The organism is Micromonospora sp. NPDC047644, from assembly GCF_040704315.1.
Classification (GTDB): domain Bacteria; phylum Actinomycetota; class Actinomycetes; order Mycobacteriales; family Micromonosporaceae; genus Micromonospora.
Genome location: NZ_JBEYSY010000005.1, coordinates 341017 through 367396, shown reverse-complemented (window position 1 = coordinate 367396; position 26380 = coordinate 341017). Strand labels below are relative to the sequence as shown.

Sequence of the window (26380 nt, the reverse complement as noted above, 5' to 3'; positions counted from 1 at the left end):
ACCAGCGATCTGACGCGATTCCTGTCGGGTGCCCGATCGCCTCACTCCCGTTTTACGCCCCGCCCGCCAAGCTGTTGTCACACCGGCACCACTGGGCCGGGAACACGGCACCGACGTGGAAACGGGGAGAGACAGAGATGGTTCTGCAGATGACGGAACACCGGACGCGCCCGGCCACCACGACCGACACGGACGGGGCCCCCGAGGCCCTCGTCGACCTGGACGCCACCGACGAGCGCGGCATCTCGACCGACCTGGTCCGGGCCTACCTCAACGGAATCGGCCGGACGAAGCTGCTGACCGCCGCGCAGGAGGTCGACCTGGCCCGGCGCATCGAGGCCGGCCTGTTCGCCGACGAGAAGCTGGCCACCTGTACCCCGGTCTCCGCGGAGCTGCGAGCCGACCTGGAGCTGATCGTCGCCGAGGGTCGGGCGGCCAAGGACCACCTGCTGGAGGCCAACCTGCGGCTGGTGGTCAGCATCGCCAAGCGCTACACGGGGCGTGGCATGGCGTTTCTCGACCTGATCCAGGAGGGCAACCTCGGTCTTATCCGGGCCGTGGAGAAGTTCGACTACGCCAAGGGCTACAAGTTCTCCACGTACGCCACCTGGTGGATCCGACAGGCCATCACCCGCGCGATGGCCGACCAGGCCCGCACCATCCGCATCCCCGTGCACATGGTCGAGCAGGTCAACCGGATGGTCCGGGCCCGCCGCGAACTGGCGGTGACGCTGGGCCGCGAACCGACCGTCGCCGAGGTGGCCCGCGCACTGGAGGTCCCCGAGATCCAGGTCATCGAGCTGATCTCCTACGACCGTGAGCCGGTCAGCCTGGACCAGGCTGTCGGCGACGACGGTGAGAGCGCGCTCGGCGACTTCGTGGCCTCGGTGGACCCCCGCACCGAGCCAGGCGACGCCGCCGCCCAGGGCGAGCTGCGCAACGAGGTCAGCATCGTGCTCTCCACCCTGTCCCAGCGGGAACAGGCCGTCATCCGCCTCCGGTTCGGCCTGGACGACGGCCGTCAGCGCACCCTGGACGAGGTCGGTAGGGAGTTCGGCCTGTCCCGGGAGCGGATCCGGCAGATCGAGAAGGTGACGCTGCTGAAGCTGCGCGCCCCGGAGCGGGCCCAGCGCCTGGAGGCGTACGCCTGCTGACGCACCCGGTTCCCACGCAAGGCCCCGGCGGTTCGCCGGGGCCTTGCGTGCTGTCGGGGTGATTGACTGGGGATTCTGTCCGCCGGCCGACGATGCGGGGATAACGACGATGAACTGGACGCTGGAAGTGGTGATCGTGCCGGTCTCGGACGTGGACCGGGCGAAGAAGTTCTACGCCGAGCAGCTCGGCTTCACTGTGGACCACGACACCGTGATCAGCGACGACGCGCGCATCGTCCAGCTGACGCCGCCCGGCTCGGGCTGCTCGGTCGTGATCGGTAAGGGCGTCGTCCCGGAGATGCCGCCCGGCTCACTCAAGGGCCTGCAACTGGTGGTGCCCGACCTGAAACGGGCCCACGAGGAGCTGGTCGAGCGGGGTGTGGACGTCAGCGAGATCCAGGTGATCGGTCAGAACCCCCGGCCGGTGCCCGATCCACTGGACAATGTGGGTTTCGTCTTCTTCGCCGACCCGGACGGCAACACCTGGGGCGTCCAACAGATCTCCAGCCGCGCCTGACCGGGCACGCTCACAGGCGGCGAGGGCCGGTGTCCGGGCGGGCGACCACGCCACCCACCCCCACCTGCGCGTGCAGGATCGAGATGCCGTCCGGGCGGGCGAGCACCGGGTTGAGGGTCAGCGAGCGCACCCGGGGTTGTTCGTCGGCGAGCTGACCCACCCGGAGCAGCAGATCGGCCAGGGCCGCCCGGTCGACCGGCGCGGCCCCCCGGTGCCCGCGCAGCAGCGGTGCCGCCCGAGGCTCGTCGACCAGCTCGGCCGCGTCGGTGTCGGTCAGCGGCACCGCCCGCCAAGCCCGATCGCCGAGCAGCTCGGTGGCGACCCCGCCCAGGCCGAAGCCGACCACCGGCCCGAACGCGGGGTCTTCCACCACCTCCACCACGCAGGCCACGCCGGGCGCGACCATCGGCTGGACCAGCGCGTCCGCGCCGAAGCTCGCGGCCAGGTCGGTGTACGCCCGGCGCAGGGTCGGCTCGTCGGGCAGGTCCAGCCGGACGGCGCCGAGGTCGAGTCGGTGCCGCAGCCCGGGATCGGCCGCCTTGAGCGCAACCGGGAAGCCCAGCCGCGCCGCCGCGTCGACGGCAGCCTCGACCGAGTCGACGGACACCGAGGCCACCACGTCGATGCCGTACGCGGCCAGCAACGCACCCGGGTCGGTGCCGTCGGCGCGGAGCGCGGCCTGCGCGGCGGCGCGATCGACGTCGGGCAGTTCCGGGGCGACCCCGGGCGGGCGGCGGAGCCACTCGGCGTACCGGTGGGCGCGGGCGAGCGCGCGGACCGCCTCCTCCACGCCGCCGTACGCCGGCACCCCCGGTGGCAGCCGCCCGACCAGGAAGGTCGCCACCGTCGGCTTGCCCAACGCGAGGGCGGCCGGCAGCGCGGCGGTCACGTCGGCGTCCACCTCGGTCAGCTGGCCGGGAAGCGGCGGGGCGAAGACCACCACCAGGGAATCCACCCGTTCGTCGGCGGCCGTCTCGGCGAGCGCGGCGGCGAACTCGGCGGCACCGGCGCTCGGCCCGACGTCGCGGGGATAACCGTCGGCCACGCTCAGGCCGTGCCCGACGCAGGCGGTCGCGGCGAGACCGGTGAGGGCCGAGGAGTTGCCGACCACACCGACCCGGCCGCCGGCCGGCAACGGCTGGTTGGCCAGCAGCACACCTACGTCGAGCAGCTCCGGCACGGTGTCCACCCGAATCACCCCGGACTGGGCGAAGAGCGCCGCCACCGCCACCTCGTCCGGCCCGGCGGCGTCACCGACCCCGGGCGGACGGGCCGGCGAGGCGAGCGCGACCACCGGTTTGGCGCGGCCGATCCGCCGGGCCAGCCGGGCGAACTTACGCGGGTTCCCGAAGGTCTCCAGATAGAGCATGATCACGTCGGTGCCCGGGTCGTCCTGCCAGTACTGCAGGAGGTCGTTGCCGGAGACGTCGGCCCGGTTGCCGGCCGAGACGAAGCTGGACAGCCCGAGGCCCCGCCGGTCCGCCTCGGCGAGCAACGCCACCCCGAACGCACCGGACTGGCTGAAGATGCCGACCCGACCGGCCGGCGGCAACGACGGGGCGAGGGTGGCATTGAGGCGTACCGTCGGGTCGGTGTTGGCCACGCCCAGGCAGTTCGGGCCGACGACCCGCATCCCGGCCGCGTGCGCCGCGCGGACCAGCGCCCGCTGGGTGGCCGCGCCCTCGCCGCCGGCCTCGGCGAAGCCGGCCGAGATGACCACCAGGCCGTGCACCCCCGCGGCGGCGGCGTCGGCGACCACGGCGGTCGCCGCCTCCGGTGCGACCGCCACCACCGCCAGGTCCACCGGCGCTCCGGCGGCAACAGCCGACGGGTACGCGGGGAGGCCCGCCACTGTGGACGCGCTCGGATGCACCGGCACCACCGCACCGGTGAACCCGCCGTCGCGCAGGTGCCCGAGCACCGCCGCGCCGACGCCCTGGCCGGTGGCGCTGGCACCGTAGACGACGATGCCGCGCGGGGCGAGCAGCCGGGCGATCGAACGGGCCTCGGTACGGTGCTCCCGGCCGCGCTGCACCTCCAGGCTGGCCTCGGTGGGCGCGATGGGGAAGCTCAGGTGGACCACGCCGTCGGCGTACTCGCGCTGGACCTGGTAGCCGAAGTCGGCGAAGACCCGCAGCATCGTCCCGTTGGCCGGCAGCACCTCCGCGACGAAGCTCATGATGTCGTTGCGGCGGGCCGCGTCGGCCAGGTGCTCCATCAGCACCGAGCCGATCCCCCGGCCCTGGTAGGCGTCCTCCACGACGAAGGCCACCTCCGCCTCGGGGGCCTGTGGGCCGAGCCGCTCGTACCGGCCGACCGCGACGATCTGATCGGCGGCCAGCACCACGAACGCCTCCCGGTCGTGGTGGTCGACCGTGACGAAACGGATCAGGTCCCGTTCCGGGATGCGTGGGTACGGCGAGAAGTACCGCAGGTAACGGGTGCGCTCGGAGAACCGGCTGTGCATCGCCACGATGCCCGGCGCGTCGGCCGGGTCGATCGGTCGCAACTGGACCGTGCTGCCGTCGCTGAGCAGCACGTCGACCGGTTGGTCCAGACTCGTCACCGAACGGCCCGGCTCAGTCCCGTGGATCGTGCGGATCGAGCCCGAGCAGCGGGAAGACCGTCTTGCGGGTGGCCGCGATCGCCCGGTCCACCGCGTTCGGCTCGCCGGTCGGCTGCCACGGCTCGTACGACGGGTCGGCGTCGTCGGTCATCCGCAGCGGCACCTCCCGGCCCAGACGTCGGGAGGCGACCAGGTCCCGCCACGCGGGCGGGGTGAGCGTGGCCGGGTCGATCGGGTCACCGGTGGCCACCGCCAGCAGGTGACTCCACGCCCGGGGCACCACCTCGACGAGCGCGTACCCGCCGCCGCCGGTGGCCACCCACCGGCCGTCGCACAGCTCGTCGGCGAGCGCCCGCATCGCCAGGTAGGTGGCCCGCTGCCCGTCCACCGTCAGGTTGAGGTCGGCGAGCGGGTCGAGTCGGTGGCCGTCGGCGCCGCACTGGCTGACCAGCACCTGCGGCTTGAACGCGCGCAGCACCGACGGCACTGTCGCGTGGAACGCGCGCTGCCAGCCGCTGTCGTCCACACCGGGCGGCAACGGCATGTTGACGGCGGTGCCCTGCGCGCCCGGCCCACCCGTCTCGTCCGGGAAACCGGTTCCCGGGAAGAGCGCCAGCGGGGTCTCGTGCAGGCTGACCGTCAGCACCCGCGGGTCGTTCCAGAAGATGTCCTGCACACCGTCGCCGTGGTGCACGTCGACGTCCACGTACGCGATCCGCTGGGCGCCCAGGTCGAGCAGACGGGCGATGGCCACCGCGGGGTCGTTGTAGACGCAGAAGCCGGAGGCTCGGGCGGACATCGCGTGGTGCAGCCCACCGGCCACGTTCACCGCCCGCCGGGCGTCGCCGCGCCAGACCGCCTCGGCGGCGGCGACCGTCGCGCCGGCGATAAGCGCGCTGGACTCGTGCATACCGTCGAAGACCGGGTTGTCGGAGGTACCCAGCCCGTACCCGGCGAAGAGCGGGTCGCGCGGCGCGTTGCGCACCGCGGCGAGGTAGCCCGGCGCGTGCACCCGGGTGAGCAGGGCGTCGTCGGCGGGCTCCGGCTTGACCATCCGCACCCCGGGCCGATCCAGGATGCCCAGCTCGCGGGCGAGCGCGATGGTCAGCTCCACCCGGACCGGGTCGAGTGGATGGTCACCCATGTCGTAGGCGAGCAGCGACTCGTCCCACACCACCACAGTGTCGTCGGACATGAGCCCATCGTCGCACGAGGATCGGCGCGGGCCCACCGCACGCGCTGGTCAGCGGCCGGGTGTCGACCCGGAGGCGACCGGTCGGGCCGGGTCCGCCACCCAGTTGCTCCACGATCCAACGTAGAGCGCGGCGTCCGTGCGGCCGGCCAGGTGCAGCGCCAGCACCGCCTGGGCGGCGGTCACCCCCGAGCCGCAGTACGCCCCGACGGCCCGCCCTTCGGTCACCCCGGCGGCGGCGAACCGCTCACTCAGCACGTCGGCGGCCAGGAAACGGCCGTCCGGCCCGACGTACTCCCCGGCGGGCAGGTTCGCCGCTCCCGGCACGTGCCCGGCCACCGGGTCGATCGGCTCGACCTCGCCCCGGTAGCGAGGCGCCGCCCGTACGTCGAGGAGCACGGCGTCGTCCGCGGCGGCCAACGCGGCGGCCTGCCCGGCGTCGAGCACCGGAAGATCGCCGGGGCGCACCACGATGTCACCGGGAGGTGGGGCGGGCGCGTCGGTGGAGACGGGTCGGCCGGCGGCGACCCAGGCCGGGTAACCGCCGTGCAGCAGGCGCACCGGCCGGTGGCCGGCCCAGCGCAGCGTCCACCAGGCCCGCGCGGCGGCCATGCCGTCGCCACCGTCGTACACCACCACGGGGTGACCGGTGCGGACGCCGGCGGCCCGCAGCGCCGCCTGCAACGCTGCCCGGTCGGGCAACGGGTGCCGGCCGCCGACGCCCGGCACCCCACAGAGCGCGGTGTCCAGGTCGACGAAGACGGCCCCCGGCAGGTGACCGGCGCGGTAGTCGTCGTGGCCGGGCGGGCCGATGAGCCGCCAGCGGACGTCGAGCAGGGTGGGCGGGTCGACCTGGTCGAACTCGGCGGCGAGGCGGTCGACCTCGACCAACGGCTCGTGGGTACCGGACATGGCGACATCCAACACCATTCGGCGCGACGGCACGCGGTTCGGCGACGGTCGTCGGCCGTTCACCCGAGGTACCATCGTGCATCGGAGGGCCGCTGACCTTATGAAGTCTCACGACCTGGTCGACACGACCGAAATGTACCTGCGCACCATCCTCGAACTCGAAGAGGAGGGGGTGCCACCGCTGCGTGCCAGAATCGCCGAGCGGCTACGACAGAGCGGCCCCACAGTGAGCCAAACCGTCGCCCGGATGGAGCGCGACGGCCTGCTCACCGTCGAGGGTGACCGACACCTCACGCTCACCGCGCTGGGTCGCGGCACGGCCGTTTCCGTGATGCGCAAGCACCGCCTCGCCGAGCTGCTGCTGGTCAACGTCATCGGGATGCCCTACGAGGAGGCCCACGAGGAGGCCTGCCGCTGGGAGCACGTGATGAGCGACGCGGTGGAGAAGCGGGTCTACGACCTGCTCAACCGGCCGACCCGCTCCCCGTACGGCAACCCGATCCCGGGTCTGGAGGAGCTGGGCTCCCCCGAGGCGGAAGCGACCGAGGTCGCCGAGGGTGAGCGCAACCTGGCCTTCCCCGGCCTCTCCGGGCCGGTGGTGGTCCGCCGGATCTGCGAGAGCGTGCAGACCGACGGCGACGTGCTGCGTCAGCTGCACGCCGCCGGTGTCGACCCGGGCGCCACCGTGACAGTGGCTCAGGAGCGCGACGGGGTGTCGATCGACCGCTCCGGTGACCGGGTGCGGCTGCCCCGCGAGGTCGCCTCCCGGGTCTTCGTCGCCGCCAACTGACCACCCGGCCACCCGGGCGTCACAACGCCCGGGTGTCCACCTTCTTCGCCAACGCGGTCAGGCCACCGGTCAACTTCTCCGCCGCCGAGCGCTCACTGCCACGGGCCGTGGTCCAACTCACCGTGGCCAGCCTTCCGTCGCCGGCCAGCCAGCCCACCTCGGCGACCGGCCCGTGCCCGCTCGCCGCTGCGGTGGTCCGCTTGTACGCCTGCTGACCCAGCCCGGTGACCTTCGCCGCCTTGTCCGGCACCACGTCCGCGCCGAAGGTGGTCTTGTCGATCGTGGTCTCGGTCACGCTGAGCGTCAACTCCGGCAGGGTGGCACCCGCAGCCCGGACCACACAGGTGTGGGTGTCGCCCTGTGCGCTGGCCGCCGCCACGTCGAAGCGGACCTTCACCGCCTGCTCGATCACCGCGAAGTCCAGCAGACGGCAGGCGCCGCCCGAGGAGGCCGCCGCCACGTCCACCGCGATCGGCACCGGCGGCGGCACCGCCACCGGCTCCGCCTCGTCGGCGCACCCGCTCACCAGCAGCCCGGCCAGCCCGGCGACCATGATCCGCCCGCGCACGTTCCACCCTCTCGCCGACCGACGGCGGAAGGCGCCCGCCAGGTGTCCGTCGGACACCGTACGGGGTGGTCGGTGTCGGGCGAAAGCCCCCGCTGACGCCTATTCCGACGGTGGATCGTCCACGTACGGACAGTGCCGGCAGCCGCGCCCGCAGCACGTGCCACGACGGGCCAGGAAGCCGGCGCTGAGCACGAACAGCCCGCTCGTCGGGTCGAGGTAGCCAGCCTCACCGGCGGCCAACGCGGCGGTGTGCGCGGCGAGGATCCGGGCCCGGTCGGGGTGCTCCGGCGACAGCCGGGAGGGGTGCGGCTCGGTGAGCGGCCGGTCGGCCAGGGGTTTCCGCTCTTCGCTCACCGCAGCAGTCTAGGGACGGCGCGTTGTCGTCCTTCCGCTGGCCGGAATCCGGCGACATGCCCCCGGCGTGGTCGCGTTTCGTCGTACGGTCCGACGACGATCGGGGTCGACAACCATCGAATCCTACGGAGGAGACGCGATGCGGAAGATCGTTGTGCAGATGAGCCTGTCATTGGACGGGTTCTTCGAAGGCCCGGGTGGCGACATCAGTTGGCACCAGGTCGACGAGGAGTTGCACCAGCACTTCAACGACGTGATCGCCCCGATGGGCGGGTTCCTCAACGGCCGGGTCAGCTACGAGCTGATGGCCGCCTACTGGCCGACCGCCGATCAGGACCCGGCCGCCAGCGGCCCGGAGCGCGAGTTCGCCCGCATCTGGCGGGACATGCCGAAGGTCGTCTATTCGCGCACCCTCGACCACGCCGACTGGAACTCCACCATCGTGCGCGAGGTCGACGTCGAGCAGGTCCGCAAACTCACCGCCGAACCGGGCGGCGACCTGGCGCTCGGTGGGGCCGACCTGGCCGCGACGTTCGCCCGGCACGACCTGATCGACGAGTACCGGATCTACGTCAACCCGGTGCTCGTCGGTCGGGGTCGCCGACTCTTCCCCGACGCCGAGACTCCGACCGGTCTGCGGCTGGTGGAGAGCCGCGTCTTCGGCAACGGCGTGGTCCTGCTCCGCCACCAGCGGGTCCGCTGACCGATGATCAGCACCTTCGCCGGGATCGACGGGACCACCCTCGCGTACCGGACGATCGGGGTTGGAAACCCGCTCGTCTGCCTGCCGGGTGGGCCGATGCGCGACTCCGCGTACCTCGGTGACCTCGGCGGTCTGGGCGCACACCGGACGCTTGTTCTCCCCGATCCGCGGGGCACCGGCCGCTCGGAGGCCCCAGCGGACGTCTCGACCTACCGCTGCGACCGCATGGTCGACGATGTGGAGGCGCTACGCGCACACCTGGGCCTCGACCGGTTGGATCTGCTCGGGCACTCCGCCGGTGCCAACCTGGCTCTGGCATACCTGACCCGGCACCCCGACCGGGTGGGCCGACTCGCGCTCATCAACCCGAGCATCCGAGCGGTCGGGCTGGAGACGACGGCCGCGCAACGCCAGGAGGTCATCCAGACCCGGGCCGACGAGCCGTGGTTTCCAGCGGCGGCAGCGGCGTTGGAGTCGGTCCTCTCAGGTCAGGCCGACCCGGGCGCCCGGCAGGCAATCGCGCCGTTCTTCTACGGCCGGTGGGACGAGACGGCACGGGCGCATCAGGCGGCCGAGGATGGTCAGCGCAACGACGAGGCGGCGCGGGTCTTCAGCTCCGAAGGCGCCTTCGATCCGCCGGCCAGCCGTACGGCGCTCGCCGCACATCGAGGCCCGGTGCTACTGCTGGCCGGTGCGGTCGACCTGGCCGCGCCGCCGGGACTGGTGGCCCGGTTCGCCGAGCTGAGTCCGCGCGCCACGCTGGTCGTCCAGCCGGGCGCCGGGCACTACCCGTGGCTCGACGACGCCGAGGGGTTCACCGCGACGGTCGCGGCATTCCTCGCCGGCTCGGATGGTGCTTGAGTCTCCACCGGGGGGAGACGCGAGGGTGGGGGCATGAGCGGGGAGACGCGTCACACGATCGGCGAGCTGGCCCGACGGACCGGCCTGAGCGTCAAGACCATCCGGTACTACGCCGACAGCGGGATCGTGCCGCCGACCGATCGGAGCCCGGCCGGCTACCGGCGGTACGGCCCGGCGGCCGTGGCCCGGTTGGAACTGGTCCGGACGTTGCGTGACCTGGACCTGGACCTGGCCACCATCCGGCGGGTGGTGAACGAGGAGGTGCCCCTGCACGAGGTGGCCGCCGCGCACGCCGAGGCGTTGGCCGTGCAGATCCGGGTGCTGCGGCTGCGCCAGGCGGTGCTCACCGTCGCGGCGCGGCGCGGGTCGGGACCGGTCGAGGTGGACGAGCTGCACCGGCTGGCTCAGCTCACCACCCGCGAACGCGGGCAGTTGGTGGCGGACTTCCTGAACGGCGTCTTCGCCGGCCTCGGCGACCACACCGCGTACCCGGGTGTGATGGTCTCGTTGACACCGGAGCTTCCCGACGACCCGAGCATCGAACAGGTCGAGGCGTGGCTGGAGCTGGCCGAGTTGTGCCGGGACCGGGATTTCCGGGCCCGGATGCGGCGACTCGCGCGGCAGCACGCCGCCGACCACGACATCCCGGGGCTGCCCCGTCCGGACGCCGTCGCGGTGGTCCGGGACGCGGTGGCCCCCGCCCTCGCGGCCGGTCTCGACCCGACCAGCCCGGACGCCGGTCCGGTGGTCGCAGCCGTCACCAACCGGTACGCGAGCCTGCACGGTCACTCCGACGAGGCCGACCTGCGTCGGCGGTTGCTCGATCGGCTGGTGCCGGCCAACGACCCCCGCCGGGACCGCTACCTCGACCTGGTGGCGGTGCTCAACGGCTGGTCGACAGGCGATGCGACGACACCCGCGGTGGACTGGTTCATCCGGGCCCTGCGCCACCGGATGCCCGAGCCGGCCCGCTGAGCTGACCAGGTCGAACCAGCGGCCTGGCCGCCGGTCGGCGCGGTGCCGTCAGCCGAACCAGGTGAGCGCCTGACCGTGGCCTCTGGCCCAGGCCAGCGGCTTCCCGTCGAGCGCGAGAACGTTGTGCAGCGCGTCGCTCGGCGGGGCGGGCAGCCCGTCGTACCGGAGCACCGTCGGCGCCTCGATCGCCACCCAGTGCCCCGGCAACTCGCGCACCAACCGGACGAACGCGTCCCGGCGCGGGGACGGCACCTGATAGAGCACGGACGTGTGGAAGACCACCAGCGTCGCATCGGCCGGCGCTCGCGCGGCCAGCGCCGGCAGGTCGTCCACCAGGTCACCGCGGACCAACAACGGCGGGTCGGCCGCGGCCACCGCGGCCGCGGCGCGCAGCCGCGCCCGCCGATGAGCGTGTTCCGGCCAGATCAGGGCGTCCAACCAGGACACGTCGTCGGGGTCGGTCACGTCGAGCGGGTTGAGGTCGAGCCCGGCCCGCCACACCACCTGGGGTACGCCGCCCGGCGGCACCAACCCGTCGGCCACGCAGTCGAGCAGCGGCTCACCGGAGCCGACCTGATGGTCGCCGTAGCGGTACGCGTACCGGTCGGGGTAGAGGCCGAGACCGGCCGACGCACCGACCTCCAGCAGGGCGAGGGGCTGCGGTAACGCGGCGAGCACCGGCAGCAGGACCGCGCACCGGCCCGCCTCGTTCGTCTGGGTCGCCCGGGTGAGCACCTGCGTCTCGATGGCCGGCCAGTGCGTCACCACGTAGTCGTGGAACGCGGCCGGGTCGTCGACCGGACCACCGAGCCAGCGGACGACGCCGAACAGCAGATTCGGCTGCCGCTTGGCCGGCGGCAGCCCGTCGAGCAGGGTGAGCAGGTCGCCGTCGCTGGCGACCGCCTGCGACAGGCGCTCATACGTGGGCGACACCCCGCGCGCCTCGCGGCTGCCGAACTCGGCGTACGTCTCAGCGGTCGTCATGGCCTCATCGTCGCAGCCCATTGGTCGGTATTTCAGCCCCCGTTCCCGCACGCCGGCTCACCCGCCTCGTAGAGTGCTGCCGCGGCTGGACCCTTGAGCAGCAGCTCAGCGGGGTCGCGCAGGGGCAACGGGGAGGACTGTGTCGTGCGGGGTGACGGCGTCCGGGTACTGATCGTCGGCGGAGGTGTCGCCGGGCTGGCGACAGTGGCCGCGCTGCGCGGGTGGGGTGCCACTGTCGACGTGGTCGAGCGGGCATCCGGGCCGACCGACTCCGGCACCGGCATCTACCTGACCGGCAACGCCACCCGGATGCTCGACGTACTCGGTCTGCGGGAGCCGGTCGCCGACGTCTCCGTGGAGATCACCCGGCAGCGCAGCGCCAACCAGCGCGGGCGTCGCCTCTTCGACATCGACGTGGCCGCGCTGTGGCGGGGCGTCGGGCCGTGCGTGTCGCTGCCCCGGGCACAACTGCACCGGGCGCTGCTCGCCGGCGTCGGCGACACCCCGGTCCGCTGGGATCGCCAACCGGTCGCGCTCCTCGCGGAGGGCGACCAGGTCGCCGTCGAGTTCGACGACGGTGCCACCGAACGGTACGACCTGGTGCTCGGCGCGGACGGGGTGAACTCGACGGTCCGCCGGCTCGCCTTCGACGGTCAGGCGGCCCGCGACCTCGGCCAGTACGCGTACCGGTGGGTCGCTCCCCGCGTCGACGACGAGCCGGTCTGGTCGGTGCAGTTGGGGCGCGGCAGGCAGTTCCTGACCATTCCGATCAGCGCCGAGCAGACGTACTGCTACTACAACGACGGCCCGGTGGCCGGCCGGCCCGGCTGGCGCGACGAGCTGGCGGAGACGTTCACCGAGCCGGTGGCCACCATGCTCAAGGCCCTCGACTACGACGACAGCAGCCTGCACGCCGGGCCGAACCAGGAGGTCGTGCTCGACTCCTGGTCCCGGGGGCCGGTGCTGCTGATCGGCGACGCCGCCCACGCCACCTCACCGAACATGGCCCAGGGCGCGGCGATGGCGCTGGAGGACGGGGTCGTGCTCGCCTCGTCGTTGGCCACCGCCGGGTCCGTTGCCGAGGCCCTGCGCGGGTACGAGGCGCGGCGTCGCCCGCGTACCGACTGGGTGCTCGGCCAGACCCACCGCCGGGATAGGGCCACCGGGCTCCCGCCCGCGCTGCGCGACGTGGTGATGCGCCGCCTCGGCGAGCAGATGTTCCGCTCGAACTACGGCCCGCTGTTCGCCCAACCCTGACCGGCTCGCTCACGGCTGCTGGCCCGGCCGGTCGACGATGGCGACCCGCAGGAGCGCGGCAGCCGACTCCAGTGACTCCTTGCCGTTGCGAATCACCGAGTTGCGGGTGCCGAGGTAGACGTGGGAGTCCCGATCGAAGATGAGGTCCATGTTTCCACCGATCACCCCAGGCATCCGGATCGCCACCCCGTGCCGGCCGGCGGCGTCCACCACGTCGGCGGAGATGACTGTCGCCCCGGGCTGCCGGGCCAGCACCTCGTAGAGCGCCGCGAGCGCGCGGGGCGGCACGTAGCCGTGGAGCATCGACCAGGCCGTGGTGTACGCCATGCTCTCGTCCCCGTAGACGGCCTCCTCGTCGGCTCCCTCGGGCAGGTGCAGGTCGACCGGGTGCTCCCGAAGGTAGCGAAGCAGCTCGACCGGGTCGGTGGGCAGGTCGCCGTGGTACGCCGGCGACTGGAATGCGTCGAGCTCCTTCTCGGGATCGCCGGGATCGTCGATGCGGAGCTCGGTCAGCTCGCCCCACCCGTTCGGATCGGTCTCCGGTCGGTACCGTCCCTGCGTGTACGCGACTCCACCGGCCGACTGCCACAGTTGGTTGCGGATGGTCCGGTACGGACCGCTGTCCGGTAGGTCGCGGATCGTTGCCAGGGTTTCCGTGAAGACGTACTGGTCGGGTCGGGCGGTGAGCTCCGGCTGTTGCCGGGCCGCGTCGGCCGCCAGGTGGAAGATCTCCGACGCGCTGGCAGTCGGCGGCGGCTGATCGCCCAGCCGCATGGTCTGGACCGCCAACGCACCGGCCGTCAACGTCACCGCCAGCCCGAACGCTCCGGCGATGCGCCAACCGCGCAGGAACCGGGTACGGCGTCCGGCGGGACGGGCCGCCGACGCCTCCTCGGCCCGTTGGGCCACGTGCGCGGTCAGATCCCGGAGAAGCTGCTCCTCGAAACCCTGCGGCGACCGTTCGCTCTCGTTCATCGTCATCTCCGTCTCATCAGGCGAGGGTGGTGACCGGGCGGGCGAGCACGGCGCGGACGATGCGGCGGGCACGGTGCAGGCGCACCCGGGCGGCCACCGGTGACATCCCGAGCACTGCCGCCGCCTCCGCGACGCTGAGGCCGTCCACGGCGACGAGTTCGACAAGCGTCCGGGTGCCCTCGGGCAACTCGCTCAGCGCCCTGTGGGTGCGGCGGGCCGCCGACTCGGCGTCGATCCGCTCCTCGATACGGGCGATGTCGTCGGGGCCGAGGTCCCGCCGTCCGGCCAGCCGGCCGGTCACCCGCAGCCGTTGGGCCGCCCGACGCCGCTCGTCGCCGATGACATTGCGGGCCACCCCGTACAGCCAGCCGATCTGGCTACCCCGCTCCGGCCGGTAACCGGCCGCCGACTCGATCACCGCCAGGAACACGTCGGCGGTGAGGTCGGCGGCGAGATGCGGGTCGTCGACCCGCCGCGCCACGAACCGGCCCACCGCCTCCAGGTGCCGGCGGTAGAAGACCTCGAAGGCCACCGGATCGGCTCCGATGCCGGAAATGTCATCATCGGCTCGGCTCGGCTCAGTCACAGGCCGTCCTCCCTCGTAGCCTTCACACCCCTTCTTCGTCCGGCGGAGCACGAGTGTTACCGGACATCCGGCCGTAGGGTGACGGCGTGGTGCAGTGCACCACCGATCCCGCGCAGATCGAAGCCAACCCGACTGAGCCCGACCGGCTTCGTCGGCAGCGTCGCTTCGGGCGGCGGTGCTGGTCCAACTGGGCAGTTGCCCTGGCGATGGGGCATGATCGAGGCACCGGCGACTGGCGGCACGGGGATGGTCGAACCATCGGGGAGCCTCTCGCGGGCGTCGACCGCCTGGGCGCCTGCGTCGAGGAACAACCATGACCACGACCAGCCCATCCGCCGAGCACCACACCCCGTCGGGCGCGGCGCGGCTCCTGCCGGGTGCACCCGTCGCCGAAGCCGTCCTGGCCGAGACCGCCGCCGCAGCCGCCCAGCTGCGCAGCCGTGGGATCACACCGAGCCTCGCCACCATCCTCGTCGGCGACGACGACGCCAGCGCCGGTTACATCGCCATCAAGCAGCGCCAGGCCGCCGCGCTCGGGTTCGCCTCCCCACACGTGCATCTGCCGGCCACCACCACCCAGACCGAACTGCACCAGGCCATCGCCCGATTCAACACCGATCCGGACGTGCACGGGCTGCTGGTGCAGTACCCCGTGCCGGGGCATCTGGACTACGACGCGGCGTTGCAGACCATCGACCCGGACAAGGACGTCGACGGCATGCACCCACTGAACATGGGGCGTCTCGCCGTCGGCCTGCCCGGTCCCCTGCCGTGCACCCCCGCCGGCATCGAAGCTCTCCTGGCGTACTACGAGATCCCCGTCGCCGGCCGTGAGGTCGTCATCCTCGGCCGGGGTGCCACCCTGGGCCGGCCCCTGGCGATGCTGCTCGCCCAGAAGCGCCCCACCGCCAACGCCGCCGTCACCGTCGTCCACACCGGCGTGCCCGACTGGGACCGCTACACCCGCCGCGCCGACATCCTCGTGGCCGCCGCCGGCGTACCCGGGATCGTGAAGCCTGAGCACGTCAAGCCCGGCGCGGTCGTCATAGGCGCCGGCGTCCGCTACGACGGGCGGCGCCTCCTACCGGACGTGGACGAGGCGTGCGCCGAGGTCGCCGGCGCGATCACCCCCCGGGTCGGCGGCGTCGGCCCGACCACCGTCGCGATGCTGTTCCGCAACGCCGTCCGCGCCGCCGAACGAGCAAACCAGTAGCCCGGTCCGCCCGACTCGAAGATCAAGTGATGAAAAGTAGGTCCCAGGGCCATCTTCAGACCTACTTCTCATCACTTGATCGAGGCGGCCTCCTGCGGTTGGAGATCTCCTCCAGGTGCTGAAGCTGGTGCTGGCGGACCATCTCGTTCCAGACCTCCTGGTCGTAGTCCGGGTTCGGCGGGATCCACTTGTGCGAGTTGTCGCTGTAGTGGAACCGCTCATCGCCCCGCCGGATCAGACTCACCGGACCCAACCCAGGAAACGCCGGTGCAGCAGCCCGGCGGGCACCCAGGTCAGATCCTCGGCCGCCCAGACCAGGTAAGACCCCATGTAGAGGGCCAATGACACGGGAGCGCCCTCGAACTCGGCCCGCAGCTCCGTGCGCCGTGTCCGGCAGGGCCAGGGCGCGGCGCAGCCGCCGCAGGTCCACACCGGAAGGACCGGGCCGTGGGTGGTCACCGCAGGCCATCCAGGAAGCGCCGGGTGGCGACCCGGGCGTGCAGGCGCGTGGCCCACTCCGCCTGATAACAGGGGTACGGGGACAGCCGTGCCCACCACCAGCGGCAGCCCGCGCAGAGGCCATCGACGCCCGCTAAGTGCACGGACAGGATCCGTCCGACCTGATCCTTGATCACTCCTGCTCCTCCCCTGGCCAGTGGCCTCGCCGGATCGGGATGCGGTGCCGGGCACGGCAGGGCAGGTCAGCTCCACAGCGGCAGACCCACCGCCACCGTCGCCACGACCAGACCGGCCGATGCCGCCGAGCCAAGGTCAGCGCCACCGCCAGCAAGTAGTCGTCGTACGGCACCCGAGCCGGCATGAGACCTCCCGACGATCCTCCTTGATGCTCGATTGCCCGCTCATTTTGCGCGCGCATTTTTGGGTGGTCAACGACCACGGGTCATAACGCTTGGGGCGTGTCCGGCGATCCTGGGCGGCAGCGTTGGCGGCACAATGACCGCCATGGAGAGTCCGACCTTCGTTCGCTTCCAGCTCGGTGCACAGCTCCGCCGAGTCCGCGAAGACGCCAGCGTCACCGCCGAACAGGCTGCCGACGTCATCGAGGTCTCGGCGAGCACGCTCCGACGCATCGAGGCCGGGCGCGTTGGTATCAAGGCGCCCGCGCTCAACGCCCTGCTTGATCGATACGGAGTCACCGATGCCGAGCTGCGCGACACGCTCCTGTCGATGGCGAAGACAGGCAAACAGCGCGGCTGGTGGGCCAAGTACGGCGACCTTCCGTCGTCGTACCGGCAGTACATCGGCTTGGAGTCCGCAGCCGAGGAGGTCCAGAACTTCGAGACGTTGGTGGTCCCGGGGCTGCTCCAGACTGCGGATTACGCCCGAGCAATGACCAGCGAGGACGCCTTCGAGCCGTCGCCGGAGGCGGTGGAGCGACGGGTCGCGGTCCGGATGCAGCGTCAAGAGCTGATCGCATCCGGCAAGCTACGACTCGTCGCAGTGCTCGACGAGGCAGTCCTTCACCGTCAGATCGGCGGGGCGGCCATCATGGCCGATCAGCTCACCGCCCTGCTCGATGCCAGCAAGCGGTGGAACGTCACCGTCCAGGTGATCCCGTTCCGCGAGGGCGCGTACGCCTCAATGCTGACGAGCTTCCACATCCTCAACTTCGCGGACGGACCCAGCGTGGTCTACATCGAGGGCCTCACGGGCGACCTCTACGCCGAGGGCGAAGACGTGAGGCGTTGTACGGTGGTGTTCAACAGCCTGCGCGCTGCGGCCATGTCACCTACCGACTCGGCCGCCATGATCGAGGAGATCCGGAGCGCGAGGCGCGAGGCGTAGGAGATGTGCGGTGGACTCGCAGTGGCGCAAGAGCACCCGCAGCGGCAGCAACGGTGCCTGCGTCGAGGCCAGGCTCGTTGACCAAACCGTCGAGATCCGCGACAGCAAGGATCCCGCAGGTCCAAACCTTGGTTTCTCCGGTGAATGCTGGTCGCTCTTCCTTGCATTCCTGAGAGCCACCGGACCGATTGAGTAGTGCGTCCGCCTGCGCGGGCGTTACGAACTGGTACGAGTCAGTGTCAAGGTGCCCTGCCGGCCTCGGAAGTTGTAGTACCGGCCGACCAACGCGCTCGTCTCGGGGTCGAGGACAAGTTCGGCAGTGCCATCGTGGTCGTTCATATCCGACTCGGCCACCCCTGGCCGCGTCTGGTTGCGGTAGGTGTAGGTCAGGCGGGCGCGTCGGTGGCCGTCGGAGGACAACCCGGCGGCCACCGAGTACGACGAGGACGACATTGGTTCTAGCACGTCGAAGCGGATCGCGATCCTGGTCCACGTTTGGTCGATGCAGACGCGTACCGGCATCGTCGTCATGCGGTATGAAGAGACTAAGGTGCCCTCGTAGACGCCCTCAACCACCGGGACCTGGATCAAGCCGAGGCGGTGCAGCCATGACCACCGCCAGCCGACCGTGTCCAGTACTCGATAGAGCAATCCAAACGCCGCGGCGACCGTCGGCGGGCTGAATAGCCACGCCGGACCGATGCTGAGGGCCTGGAACGCTGCGTTCAATCCGATCGCCATCAGCACTGCGCACACAGCGATCATGCCCAGGGCACTTGTGCGGCTATCGCTGCTGCTGTAGACATGCATCACGGAATCTTTACAGCAATTCCCACAGCCGGTCGATGACCTGGACTGCATTGAACCGATCATGCCCGCCCGGGTCGTCAACGAAAAGGTGATGTATCTCGTCGCAGGACTTAAATGTGAGCAGGTCGCTCACTGTCTTCGTCTGCAGCCATGCGAGCACCTTGACCAGCCGCTGACTGTCGTCGGGGATGAACAGCGAGTTCGGCACGTTGTACGTCATACACTCTAAAAGGTACCCAGGCGCCGCGCTCTTGGCGACCAATCCCAGGTCGACCGCTTTGCGTCGAAGCCGCTTTATCTGCCGCACCGTCGGCTTGTAGCGCTCACCAACCACATAGTCCTGGTTCTTGCTCTGCCCGTTCTTCAAGTGCTCCCTGGGGTAGTTCACGATCCGAGGGCCTTCCAAAGGCAGGATCGAGATGCCCTCAATCAAGGACGGCGACCCGTAACTCGGGAACGACGTGTAGCGGCGTACCTGGTTGCACGGCACCACGTCCGCATCGACGTAGCCGTCGCGCCTGTCCACCCGCAGGCACTTATTCTTTGGGTGCACTCGATCGCCGCCGAAGTAGGCGACGAGCGCCTGCTCGACCCGCTTGCGGAGGTCGTGCGGGCCCTCTGACGACGGGCTGCCGCAACGCTGCTCGCGCGCCGCCTCGGCAGCGGTCAACTGGGTCGTGACCGGAAAGTACGTCGACTTGGACATAACCACGACGTCAACGTCGGAGTCCCCCCGCGTATTCGTGTGATTCGCGTACGAGCCCTGAAGAAAAACATCCGTGCTGTTCCGCAGGCCAGGATCGGTGTTGATCGCACGCTTTACCGCGTCGTACGTGCGCTTAGCCGCATCCTGTGCGCCCTGCTGCGTCCACTGCTGCCGCTCAGCATACGTAGTTGACATTGACCACCCCTTGACAATCCGCGAGCGATCCATGTCGTCGCTGTTGATCCAGTCGAATCTCCTGCGCGCTCGAATGGCAGCTTTGAACTCGCGAAGGGCCTTGTTCACTGAGCAACGGCGCGCCAAGATCCGCTACAACTAACCGCATCGATACCTCGAAAAAACTAAACGACCAATACCCGAATCAATTCATACCAGCTCCACGGCAACAACGCCATAAGCAAACGGTGGAAAAGTGGTCGCCGTTTCACGCTATTGGTGAAGAATTAGACCTCGGGATTGCTCACCAGATCTCCGTTCGCTCCCCGCCTTCCAAACCGAAGCGAGCGCGCCAGCCGACAGGTCGACCTGCAGTACCTCCGCAACGCAGGGATCCAAAGATTGACCTCGTTTGCGACCAATACGCCCATACTGCGGCAGCACCCACACCCGACCTTCTTCCGTGTTGCGACGAGCCCAGCATTGCAACCGTGTCATACCGCCTACAACGAATGCCTCCCACACAATAAGAAGTGGGAGGCATTCGTTGAATTGCCGAGTCAGAAATTTGTCAACGAGGCCCTAGCATTGAAGAAGTGCAGGAGACACGATGACTTCGTACGTCAGCTGCAGCCGCTGGTGGAGCCGCAGCCCTCGCAGACGTAGCAGCTACCGGCGGGGCGCATCTTCGTACCGCAGGTGAAGCAGAGCGGCGCGTCGGCGGCCTTGCCGATCACAGCCTCCAGCAGTTCGGTGCTGGAACCCACGCTCGGAGCCGGCTTGGCGGCGGCCACGTCGGCCATCTCCTGGGCCGGCTGGGCGAGCGCCTCCGGCTTTGCCGGGGTCTCCACCGGCGCGGACGACGCCATCGCGGTGAGGTCGGCACCGGTGACGGCGGCGGCGGCCTCCGCGTCGGCCTCGGCCCGCAGCTGGGCGGCCCGCTCCGACGCGGTGAAGATGCCCAGCTCGGCGCGGCGCTCGTAGGGCAGGAAGTCCAGTGCCAGGCGACGGAAGATGTAGTCCATCACCGAGGCTGCCATCCGCACGTCCGGGTCGTCGGTCATGCCGGCCGGCTCGAAGCGCATGTTGGTGAACTTGCTGACGAACGTCTCCAGCGGCACGCCGTACTGGAGGCCGATGCTGATGGCCACCGAGAAGGCGTCCATCACGCCGGCCAGGGTCGAGCCCTGCTTGGACATCTTCAGGAAGACCTCACCGAGGCCGTCGTCCGGGTAGGACGACGCGGTCAGGTAGCCCTCGGCACCACCGACGGAGAAGCTGACCGTCTCGGACGGGCGCTTCTTCGGCAGGCGCTTCCGCACCGGCCGGTACTCGATGACCTTCTCGACCGTGGCCGGCGCGGCGGTTGCGGTCTCGACGGCGGCGGGCTCGGTGGCCTTGTTGGACTTGGCCACCGACAGCGGCTGGCCGACCTTGCAGTTGTCCCGGTAGATCGCCAGCGCCTTGAGGCCGAGCTTCCAGCCCTCGAAGTAGATCTTCTCGACGTCCTCGACGGTGGCCGCCTCCGGCATGTTGACCGTCTTGGAGATCGCGCCGGAGACGAACGGCTGGATGGCCGACATCATCCGCACGTGACCCATCGGGGCGATGGTCCGCTCCCCCATGGCGCAGTCGAAGACCGGGTAGTGCTCCGGCTTGAGGCCGGGGGCGTCCACCACGTGGCCGTGGTCGGCGATGTGCTCGACGATCGCCTCGACCTGCTCCTCGGGGTAGCCGAGGCTGCGCAGGGCGCGCGGCACCGTCTGGTTGACGATCTGCATCGAGCCGCCGCCGACGAGCTTCTTGAACTTGACCAGCGCCAGGTCCGGCTCCACGCCGGTCGTGTCGCAGTCCATCATGAAGCCGATGGTGCCGGTCGGGGCGAGCACGCTGGCCTGCGCGTTGCGCCACCCATTCTTGTCGCCGATCTTGTTGCCCTGGGTCCACTGCTTGGTCGCCTCGCGGACGATCGCGGTGGCCACCGGGCTGGTCGGCTTGATCTCGTCGTTGGCCGCGGCGTGCTTGCGCATGACCCGCTTGTGCGGCTCCGCGTTGCGGGCGTAGCCGTCGTACGGGCCGACGACGCCGGCCAGCTCGGCGGAACGGCGGTAGGCGGTGCCGGTCATCAGCGACGTGATCGACGCGGCGACCGAGCGGCCCTGCTCCGAGTCGTACGGCAGGCCGGAGGCCATCAGCAGGGCGCCCAGGTTGGCGTAGCCGATGCCGAGCTGCCGGTAGGCGCGGGACGTCTCACCGATCTTCTCGGTCGGGAAGTCCGCGAAGCAGATCGAGATGTCCATCGCGGTGATGACGAACTCGACGGACTTGACGAACTTCTCCACCTCGAAGCCACCGTCGGCGCGGAGGAACTTCATCAGGTTGAGCGACGCCAGGTTGCACGAGGAGTTGTCCAGGTGCAGGTACTCCGAGCACGGGTTCGACGCGGTGATCCGCCCGGTCTCCGGGCAGGTGTGCCAGTCGTTGATCGTGTCGTCGTACTGCAGACCGGGGTCGGCGCACTCCCAGGCGGCCTGGGAGATGGAGCGGAACAGGTTCTTGGCGTCGACGGTCTCGATCACCGAGCCGTCCAGCCGGCCGCGCAGGTCGAAGCCCTTGCCGTTCTCGACCGCCGACATGAACTCGTCGGAGACCCGGACCGAGTTGTTGGCGTTCTGGTACTGCACGCTGACGATGTCGGAGCCGCCGAGGTCCATGTCGAACCCGGCGTCCCGCAGCGCGCGGATCTTGTCCTCCTCGCGCGCCTTCGTGACCACGAACTCCTGGATGTCCGGGTGGTCCACGTCGATGATGACCATCTTGGCCGCCCGGCGGGTCGCGCCGCCGGACTTGATGGTGCCGGCGGAGGCGTCCGCGCCGCGCATGAAGCTGACCGGGCCGGAGGCGTTGCCGCCGGAGGAGAGCAGCTCACGGGACGAACGGATGCGCGACAGGTTGACCCCGGAGCCGGAGCCGCCCTTGAAGATCAGCCCCTCCTCCTTGTACCAGTCGAGGATCGAGTCCATCGAGTCGTCGACGGCCAGGATGAAGCAGGCGCTGACCTGCTGCGGCGACGGCGTGCCGACGTTGAACCACACCGGCGAGTTGAAGCTGAACACCTGGTTCAGCAGCATCCAGGTCAGCTCGTGCGCGAAGATCTCGGCGTCGGCCGGGCTCGCGAAGTAGCCGTACTCCTCACCAGCGGTGCGGTAGGTGGTGACCACCCGGTCGATCAGCTGCCGGAGCGACCACTCGCGCTCCGGGGTCCCCACCGCTCCCCGGAAGTACTTGGTGGTGACGATGTTCGCGGCGTTGACGCTCCACGACTCCGGGAACTCCACCCCACGCTGCTCGAAGTTGATCGAGCCGTCCCGCCAGTTCGTCATCACGACGTCACGGCGCTCCCAGGAGAGCTCGTCGTACGGGTGGACCCCCTCGGTCGTCCACACCCGCTCGATCTTCAGCCCCGCGCCTGCCTTGTTTCGTGAACGGCTAGTTGTCACGCCGTCGCCCCCCTCGTCTGCGCGGTGCCCCACCGCGCGTCCCAATCTCTTTTAAAAGCCGTGAAGACTCAGTTGGTACGGCCGGCGGTTTCCACCGCATCGGCCCGGCCCTGCTCCCGGGCTCGCGCCGCGGCCCGCAACGTCTCGATCTCGCGCTCGAAGTCGGCGAGCGAGTCGAACGAGCGGTAGACGCTGGCGAACCGCAGGTAGGCGATCTCGTCCAGGTCGCGGAGCGGACCCAGGATCGCCAGGCCCACGTCGTGGCTGGGGATCTCGGCGGCCCCCTTGGCCCGGACCGACTCCTCCACCCGCTGCGCGAGCAGCGCGAGGGAGTCGTCGTCCACCGGCCGGCCCTGGCACGCCTTACGCACCCCGCCGATGATCTTCGTACGACTGAACGGCTCGGTCACCCCGCTGCGCTTGACGACAGCGAGGACCGCCTCCTCGACGGTGGTGAACCGCTTGCCGCACTCCGGGCAGGACCGCCGCCGTCGGATGAGCTGACCGTCGTCGGCCTCCCGCGAGTCGACCACCCGGGAGTCAGCGTGCCGGCAGTACGGACACCGCATCGCCCACCTCCTAATCGTGATCAACCGCGTCGTACCGGGCACACCCGGGCACGACTCACCACGGCGGTGTGATGCGCTCACAGCACCCGCCGTGGTGAACCTTACGGGAGTGCGGTCGGTAGTCAGACCCAACCTGTAGGCAACTTACGCCCGTGTCACTACTACATCTAGGGGTCGACCGTATGTCGCCGCGGAAGCCCGGTCAAGTTGGTCGGCGTGTCCGGCGCGTCACGGACCATCCGGTCATCAACGCACCGCACAACGCCCGAAGACCCAACGTCACGATGCCGCCCGGGTTACCGGCCAGCCGGCCGGACACCCCCGGAAAATGATGCAGGATCGAACACCAGTGCTACCTGACGTACCATTTATCAGAACATCCGTACGACCGGAGCGCTTTTTCACCCCGACACGCCGGTGAGAGGTCGTACAGATGTTTGAAAATGACTGATCTCACCTATACGGTCATGAACAACGTGGCACCACCGCACGCACCACGAGCCGACGAGGCACCCAGCGCCGACCAGGGAGGACGGACGTGACCGAGGACCGGGCCAGCCGGCCGAAGAGCCCGCAGCAGATCACCGAGGCGGGCCCCCCGGCCACCCGACGCCGCAGCGCCGCGCGCAGCCGGACGGGTCAGCCCGCCGTGCGCCCGGTCACCCCGGTGGTCAGCGCCTTCCCCGACCCGGCGACGGTCGACCTGACCGCCCGCCAACGGCGCATCCTGGAGTTCATCCGCACGTGGGTGGAACGCCACGGCTACCCGCCGAGCGTCCGCGAGATCGGCGAGGCGGTCGGCCTGGTGTCGCCGTCCAGCGTCGCCTACCAGCTCAAGGAGCTGGAGAAGAAGGGCTTCCTGCGCCGCGACCCGAACCGGCCGCGCGCAGTGGACGTACGGGCCCCCAGCGAGGCGATCGACGACGAGCTGTCGAGGGCGCAGCGGCCCACCCCGGCGTACGTGCCCATGCTCGGCCGGATCGCCGCCGGTGGGCCGATCCTCGCCGAGCAGGCCGTGGAGGACATCTTCCCGCTCCCCCGCGAGCTGGTGGGTGAGGGCGAGGTCTTCATGCTCCAGGTCAAGGGCGACTCGATGCTCGACGCGGCGATCTGCGACGGCGACTGGGTGGTGGTCCGGCAGCAGCCGACCGCCGACTCCGGCGAGATCGTGGCCGCCATGCTCGACGGCGAGGCGACAGTGAAGACCTACCGGCGGCGCGACGGGCACGTCTGGCTGATGCCGCAGAACCCCGCCTTCGACCCGATCCCCGGCGATGACGCCACCATCATGGGCCGGGTCGTGGCGGTGCTCCGCCGGATCTGACCGATCGGCGGGTGGGTGCCACCGGCGCTCACCCGCATCGCTCGTCAGGCAAGCCGAGGGCTACAGCGCCCGATCAGTAACGGTCGCCACGGGGGCCGCGACCGCCCCCGGGATACTGCCCGTACGGGTCGACGGGCGCGTCCTCGTCACGCCGCCGGCTGGGCCGCTGGCCCCGGTAGTCGGGCTCCTGCCCACCGCGCCGGGGCGGCTCCGCGCGACCGGGCTGACCGCCGTCACCGCCGCCGTACACGCCACCGCCGCCCTGCGGACGGCCACCGCCGCCACCCTGCGGACGGCCACCGCCGCCACCCTGCGGACGGCCACCGCCACTACCCTGCGGACGGCCGCCACCGCCACCCTGCGGGCGACCACCGCCACCAGCCGGCGGACGACCGCCACTGCCAGCGGGCGGACGACCACCACCGCCGGCCGGGGGCCGACCGCCGCCGCCGTAAACGCCAGCACCGCCGCCGTCCGGTCGGGGCGCACCATAGCCACCGTCAGCCGAGGCCGGCCGGCTACCGCCGTACACCGCGCCACCCGCCGGGGCTGCGCCACCGCGACCGGCGCCACCTGCCGGGGCCGGGCCACCGCGGCCAGCGCCACCGCCGTAGACCGCGCCGCCGGCCGGCGCTCCGCCCCCGTACACACCACCTCTGCGGTCGTCGTCGGCCGGGAACCCGTCGACGGCACGGCCCGCACGCGGGCCGAACGGCTCATCGTCCGGCTCCGACGGGTCGGACGCGTCAGCGGTCGGCGGCCGACGGCGGGCGCGAACGATGCCGAAGATTCCGGCGGCGACCAACACCAGGCCGATCAGCCCGACCGCCCCCACCAGGTACGTGATGTCGTCGAGGCTCAGCCCGTCGGTCCAGGACTTCGAGGCGGCCGGTCTGGCACCGTCCTCGGCGGCCAGTGGCGCGGCCGTCGACGTCGACGGGGTGTAGCCGAGGATGTCGATCGGCTCGTCCTCGCTGAACCGGCCCGCATCGGAGACGGTGACGAACGACTTTCCGTCCGGGGTGTAGCTGATGGCCTCGCCGAACGGGTCGGCCAGCGGCGTCACCCGCGGCTTGCCGGTGGTGAGCGCACCCACGATGTCGCCACCGGTCACGTCGAACTCGAAGGCGTCGGCGTACGTGCGCAGAACCACCCGGGAGCCGTCCGGTGCCCGGGACGCGCCGGTGATGGCGACCCGGCCGAACGTGTTGAGGGTGTTCTCCGTCTGGGTCTTCGGCAGCGTGAGCTCGCCGGCCTTACGCATCGGCACCGGCTCGGTGTCGCCGCTCTTGAGGGCCGCCGACGGCGTGTAGATCTCGGCCTTGCCGCTGGTCACCTTGGTGATGATCAGCGGTTTCCCGTCGTCGCCGATGAGCAGCGCCTCAGCGTCGTGCGGTTTGCCCTCGGGGTAGGAGAGCCGGTGCAGCGTCGGCTGCTTGGCGCCGGTGACCGGCATCGACCAGAGCGCGACGCGACTGCGGCGCTCCTTCGCGTCGGGGTTGTCACCGGTGTCGGCGATCCAGAGGGTCTTGCCGTCCTTGGACAGGGCGAGATCCTCGGTGTCGAACGGACCCTGCCCCGAGTAGCGGACCGGCTCCTTCGAGATCTTGCACTTGCTGTCGAGGAAGAAGACCCGCTTGCGCTCCGCGACCTCGGTGCCGTCGTTGATGACGATGTAGCCACTCTTGGTGGCGACCAGCCCGGACAGCTCCCGTAGGCGCTCGTCGGTGATCGTGCACCGCTTCTGGCCGGCCTTGGCGGCGGGCGGCCCGGACGACCCAGGGGCGGGAGCCGCTGCGGCGACTCCGGCGAGCGCCACGGTTGCCCCGAGCAGGCCGAGGGCAACCGTGACCGAGGAAACAACGCGGCGCATTCGGCCAGTGT

General features: G+C 70.7%; 27 protein-coding genes. 11 read left to right on the top strand and 16 right to left on the bottom strand.

The features are described from left to right. The first annotated feature begins 149 nt into the window (after positions 1 to 149). A complete protein-coding gene (gene sigB / locus AB0877_RS11145; RefSeq protein WP_357263486.1) occupies positions 150 to 1154 on the top strand; it encodes an RNA polymerase sigma factor SigB in 1005 nt (334 codons plus the stop codon). Positions 1155 to 1263: 109 nt separating this feature from the next. Then, positions 1264 to 1671 carry a VOC family protein gene (locus AB0877_RS11140; protein ID WP_366608416.1) on the top strand — a complete coding sequence of 136 codons (408 nt, stop codon included), beginning with the start codon at positions 1264 to 1266 and terminating at the stop codon, positions 1669 to 1671. 10 nt (positions 1672 to 1681) lie between these two features. Here the strand turns inward: AB0877_RS11140 and AB0877_RS11135 are convergent, their stop codons facing one another. The 3 genes from AB0877_RS11135 to AB0877_RS11125 are packed head-to-tail and all read right to left on the bottom strand — an operon-like array spanning position 1682 to position 6341. Further along, positions 1682 to 4237 carry a GNAT family N-acetyltransferase gene (locus tag AB0877_RS11135; RefSeq protein ID WP_366608415.1) on the bottom strand — a complete coding sequence of 852 codons (2556 nt, stop codon included), beginning with the start codon at positions 4235 to 4237 and terminating at the stop codon, positions 1682 to 1684. Positions 4238 to 4250: 13 nt separating this feature from the next. After that, positions 4251 to 5432 carry an acetoin utilization protein AcuC gene (locus AB0877_RS11130; protein WP_366608414.1) on the bottom strand — a complete coding sequence of 394 codons (1182 nt, stop codon included), beginning with the start codon at positions 5430 to 5432 and terminating at the stop codon, positions 4251 to 4253. A 48-nt stretch (positions 5433 to 5480) separates the two neighbouring features. Continuing rightward, a complete protein-coding gene (locus tag AB0877_RS11125) occupies positions 5481 to 6341 on the bottom strand; it encodes a sulfurtransferase (protein WP_366608413.1) in 861 nt (286 codons plus the stop codon). Positions 6342 to 6441: 100 nt separating this feature from the next. On the opposite strand from AB0877_RS11125, the gene AB0877_RS11120 reads away from it, so the two are divergent. Further along, on the top strand, positions 6442 to 7131 hold the full coding sequence (locus tag AB0877_RS11120; RefSeq protein WP_145784915.1) for a metal-dependent transcriptional regulator: 690 nt from the start codon (positions 6442 to 6444) through the stop codon (positions 7129 to 7131). 19 nt (positions 7132 to 7150) lie between these two features. Here the strand turns inward: AB0877_RS11120 and AB0877_RS11115 are convergent, their stop codons facing one another. Both AB0877_RS11115 and AB0877_RS11110 read right to left on the bottom strand, forming a co-directional pair. Beyond that, positions 7151 to 7699, bottom strand: a complete 549-nt coding sequence (locus AB0877_RS11115) for a hypothetical protein (RefSeq protein WP_366608412.1) — start codon at positions 7697 to 7699, stop codon at positions 7151 to 7153. A gap of 99 nt (positions 7700 to 7798) precedes the next feature. Further along, on the bottom strand, positions 7799 to 8053 hold the full coding sequence (locus tag AB0877_RS11110; protein WP_366608411.1) for a DUF5522 domain-containing protein: 255 nt from the start codon (positions 8051 to 8053) through the stop codon (positions 7799 to 7801). Between the two features lie 139 nt (positions 8054 to 8192). Here AB0877_RS11110 and AB0877_RS11105 point away from each other — a divergent pair, with 139 nt between their 5' ends. Genes AB0877_RS11105 through AB0877_RS11095 form a run of 3 tightly spaced genes read left to right on the top strand, consistent with a single transcriptional unit; the run spans position 8193 to position 10592 of the window. Then, positions 8193 to 8756, top strand: coding sequence for a dihydrofolate reductase family protein (locus AB0877_RS11105; protein ID WP_366608410.1), 564 nt, complete (start codon positions 8193 to 8195; stop codon positions 8754 to 8756). A gap of 3 nt (positions 8757 to 8759) precedes the next feature. Continuing rightward, the gene (locus tag AB0877_RS11100) at positions 8760 to 9617 is read left to right on the top strand and encodes an alpha/beta hydrolase (RefSeq protein WP_366608409.1); all 858 of its coding nucleotides are present in this window, start codon (positions 8760 to 8762) and stop codon (positions 9615 to 9617) included. A 33-nt stretch (positions 9618 to 9650) separates the two neighbouring features. After that, positions 9651 to 10592: a MerR family transcriptional regulator gene (locus AB0877_RS11095; protein WP_366608408.1), complete on the top strand. Its 942-nt coding sequence runs from the start codon at positions 9651 to 9653 to the stop codon at positions 10590 to 10592. A gap of 48 nt (positions 10593 to 10640) precedes the next feature. Here AB0877_RS11095 and AB0877_RS11090 read toward each other — a convergent pair whose 3' ends face one another. Next, positions 10641 to 11576: a DUF2332 domain-containing protein gene (locus AB0877_RS11090; protein WP_366608407.1), complete on the bottom strand. Its 936-nt coding sequence runs from the start codon at positions 11574 to 11576 to the stop codon at positions 10641 to 10643. 144 nt (positions 11577 to 11720) lie between these two features. On the opposite strand from AB0877_RS11090, the gene AB0877_RS11085 reads away from it, so the two are divergent. After that, positions 11721 to 12833: an FAD-dependent monooxygenase gene (locus tag AB0877_RS11085; protein ID WP_366608406.1), complete on the top strand. Its 1113-nt coding sequence runs from the start codon at positions 11721 to 11723 to the stop codon at positions 12831 to 12833. Positions 12834 to 12842: 9 nt separating this feature from the next. Here the strand turns inward: AB0877_RS11085 and AB0877_RS11080 are convergent, their stop codons facing one another. Continuing rightward, positions 12843 to 13814: a CU044_5270 family protein gene (locus AB0877_RS11080; protein WP_366608405.1), complete on the bottom strand. Its 972-nt coding sequence runs from the start codon at positions 13812 to 13814 to the stop codon at positions 12843 to 12845. Between the two features lie 10 nt (positions 13815 to 13824). Then, positions 13825 to 14394, bottom strand: a complete 570-nt coding sequence (locus tag AB0877_RS11075; protein WP_366608404.1) for a sigma-70 family RNA polymerase sigma factor — start codon at positions 14392 to 14394, stop codon at positions 13825 to 13827. Between the two features lie 313 nt (positions 14395 to 14707). On the opposite strand from AB0877_RS11075, the gene AB0877_RS11070 reads away from it, so the two are divergent. After that, positions 14708 to 15607, top strand: a complete 900-nt coding sequence (locus AB0877_RS11070) for a bifunctional 5,10-methylenetetrahydrofolate dehydrogenase/5,10-methenyltetrahydrofolate cyclohydrolase (protein ID WP_366608403.1) — start codon at positions 14708 to 14710, stop codon at positions 15605 to 15607. 61 nt (positions 15608 to 15668) lie between these two features. On the opposite strand, the gene AB0877_RS11065 is transcribed toward AB0877_RS11070, so the two are convergent. The 3 genes from AB0877_RS11065 to AB0877_RS11055 are packed head-to-tail and all read right to left on the bottom strand — an operon-like array spanning position 15669 to position 16242. Next, entirely contained in the window at positions 15669 to 15851 is a 183-nt protein-coding gene (locus AB0877_RS11065; RefSeq protein ID WP_366608402.1) for a hypothetical protein, read from the bottom strand. After that, positions 15848 to 16066 (bottom strand): hypothetical protein, encoded by a 219-nt coding sequence (locus AB0877_RS11060; protein WP_110563345.1) that lies wholly within the window; start codon positions 16064 to 16066, stop codon positions 15848 to 15850. Before AB0877_RS11060 ends, AB0877_RS11065 begins: the two co-directional genes overlap by 4 nt. After that, positions 16063 to 16242, bottom strand: a complete 180-nt coding sequence (locus AB0877_RS11055) for a hypothetical protein (protein WP_366608401.1) — start codon at positions 16240 to 16242, stop codon at positions 16063 to 16065. Before AB0877_RS11055 ends, AB0877_RS11060 begins: the two co-directional genes overlap by 4 nt. A 328-nt stretch (positions 16243 to 16570) precedes the next feature. Between AB0877_RS11055 and AB0877_RS11050 the strand changes: the two genes are divergently transcribed. Next, the gene (locus AB0877_RS11050) at positions 16571 to 17413 is read left to right on the top strand and encodes a helix-turn-helix transcriptional regulator (protein WP_366608400.1); all 843 of its coding nucleotides are present in this window, start codon (positions 16571 to 16573) and stop codon (positions 17411 to 17413) included. Between the two features lie 10 nt (positions 17414 to 17423). Further along, the gene (locus AB0877_RS11045; protein ID WP_366608399.1) at positions 17424 to 17609 is read left to right on the top strand and encodes a DUF397 domain-containing protein; all 186 of its coding nucleotides are present in this window, start codon (positions 17424 to 17426) and stop codon (positions 17607 to 17609) included. Positions 17610 to 17629: 20 nt separating this feature from the next. Here AB0877_RS11045 and AB0877_RS11040 read toward each other — a convergent pair whose 3' ends face one another. The 4 genes from AB0877_RS11040 to nrdR form a co-directional block, all read right to left on the bottom strand. Further along, positions 17630 to 18223, bottom strand: coding sequence for a hypothetical protein (locus tag AB0877_RS11040; protein WP_366608398.1), 594 nt, complete (start codon positions 18221 to 18223; stop codon positions 17630 to 17632). Between the two features lie 10 nt (positions 18224 to 18233). Next, positions 18234 to 19232: a nucleotidyltransferase gene (locus AB0877_RS11035; RefSeq protein ID WP_366608397.1), complete on the bottom strand. Its 999-nt coding sequence runs from the start codon at positions 19230 to 19232 to the stop codon at positions 18234 to 18236. A 494-nt stretch (positions 19233 to 19726) separates the two neighbouring features. After that, entirely contained in the window at positions 19727 to 22636 is a 2910-nt protein-coding gene (locus AB0877_RS11030) for a vitamin B12-dependent ribonucleotide reductase (protein WP_366608396.1), read from the bottom strand. A 35-nt stretch (positions 22637 to 22671) separates the two neighbouring features. Next, the gene (nrdR, locus tag AB0877_RS11025) at positions 22672 to 23172 is read right to left on the bottom strand and encodes a transcriptional regulator NrdR (RefSeq protein ID WP_366608395.1); all 501 of its coding nucleotides are present in this window, start codon (positions 23170 to 23172) and stop codon (positions 22672 to 22674) included. A 538-nt stretch (positions 23173 to 23710) separates the two neighbouring features. Here nrdR and lexA point away from each other — a divergent pair. Further along, positions 23711 to 24496 (top strand): transcriptional repressor LexA, encoded by a 786-nt coding sequence (gene lexA / locus AB0877_RS11020; protein ID WP_091400540.1) that lies wholly within the window; start codon positions 23711 to 23713, stop codon positions 24494 to 24496. 73 nt (positions 24497 to 24569) lie between these two features. Here lexA and AB0877_RS11015 read toward each other — a convergent pair whose 3' ends face one another. Then, positions 24570 to 26369: a hypothetical protein gene (locus AB0877_RS11015; protein WP_366608394.1), complete on the bottom strand. Its 1800-nt coding sequence runs from the start codon at positions 26367 to 26369 to the stop codon at positions 24570 to 24572. Positions 26370 to 26380 lie beyond the last annotated feature (11 nt).

Bases quoted from the DNA above. Each gene is read 5' to 3' on its own strand.
- AB0877_RS11090 (WP_366608407.1), bottom strand. From the start codon at position 11,576: ATGACGACCGCTGAGACGTACGCCGAGTTCGGCAGCCGCGAGGCGCGC.
- AB0877_RS11080 (WP_366608405.1), bottom strand. From the start codon at position 13,814: ATGACGATGAACGAGAGCGAACGGTCGCCGCAGGGTTTCGAGGAGCAG.
- AB0877_RS11100 (WP_366608409.1), top strand. From the start codon at position 8,760: ATGATCAGCACCTTCGCCGGGATCGACGGGACCACCCTCGCGTACCGG.
- AB0877_RS11070 (WP_366608403.1), top strand. From the start codon at position 14,708: ATGACCACGACCAGCCCATCCGCCGAGCACCACACCCCGTCGGGCGCG.
- AB0877_RS11120 (WP_145784915.1), top strand. From the start codon at position 6,442: ATGAAGTCTCACGACCTGGTCGACACGACCGAAATGTACCTGCGCACC.
- AB0877_RS11040 (WP_366608398.1), bottom strand. From the start codon at position 18,223: ATGCATGTCTACAGCAGCAGCGATAGCCGCACAAGTGCCCTGGGCATG.
- nrdR (WP_366608395.1), bottom strand. From the start codon at position 23,172: ATGCGGTGTCCGTACTGCCGGCACGCTGACTCCCGGGTGGTCGACTCG.
- AB0877_RS11125 (WP_366608413.1), bottom strand. From the start codon at position 6,341: ATGTCCGGTACCCACGAGCCGTTGGTCGAGGTCGACCGCCTCGCCGCC.
- AB0877_RS11015 (WP_366608394.1), bottom strand. From the start codon at position 26,369: ATGCGCCGCGTTGTTTCCTCGGTCACGGTTGCCCTCGGCCTGCTCGGG.
- AB0877_RS11130 (WP_366608414.1), bottom strand. From the start codon at position 5,432: ATGTCCGACGACACTGTGGTGGTGTGGGACGAGTCGCTGCTCGCCTAC.
- AB0877_RS11095 (WP_366608408.1), top strand. From the start codon at position 9,651: ATGAGCGGGGAGACGCGTCACACGATCGGCGAGCTGGCCCGACGGACC.
- AB0877_RS11050 (WP_366608400.1), top strand. From the start codon at position 16,571: ATGGAGAGTCCGACCTTCGTTCGCTTCCAGCTCGGTGCACAGCTCCGC.
- AB0877_RS11105 (WP_366608410.1), top strand. From the start codon at position 8,193: ATGCGGAAGATCGTTGTGCAGATGAGCCTGTCATTGGACGGGTTCTTC.
- sigB (WP_357263486.1), top strand. From the start codon at position 150: ATGACGGAACACCGGACGCGCCCGGCCACCACGACCGACACGGACGGG.
- AB0877_RS11140 (WP_366608416.1), top strand. From the start codon at position 1,264: ATGAACTGGACGCTGGAAGTGGTGATCGTGCCGGTCTCGGACGTGGAC.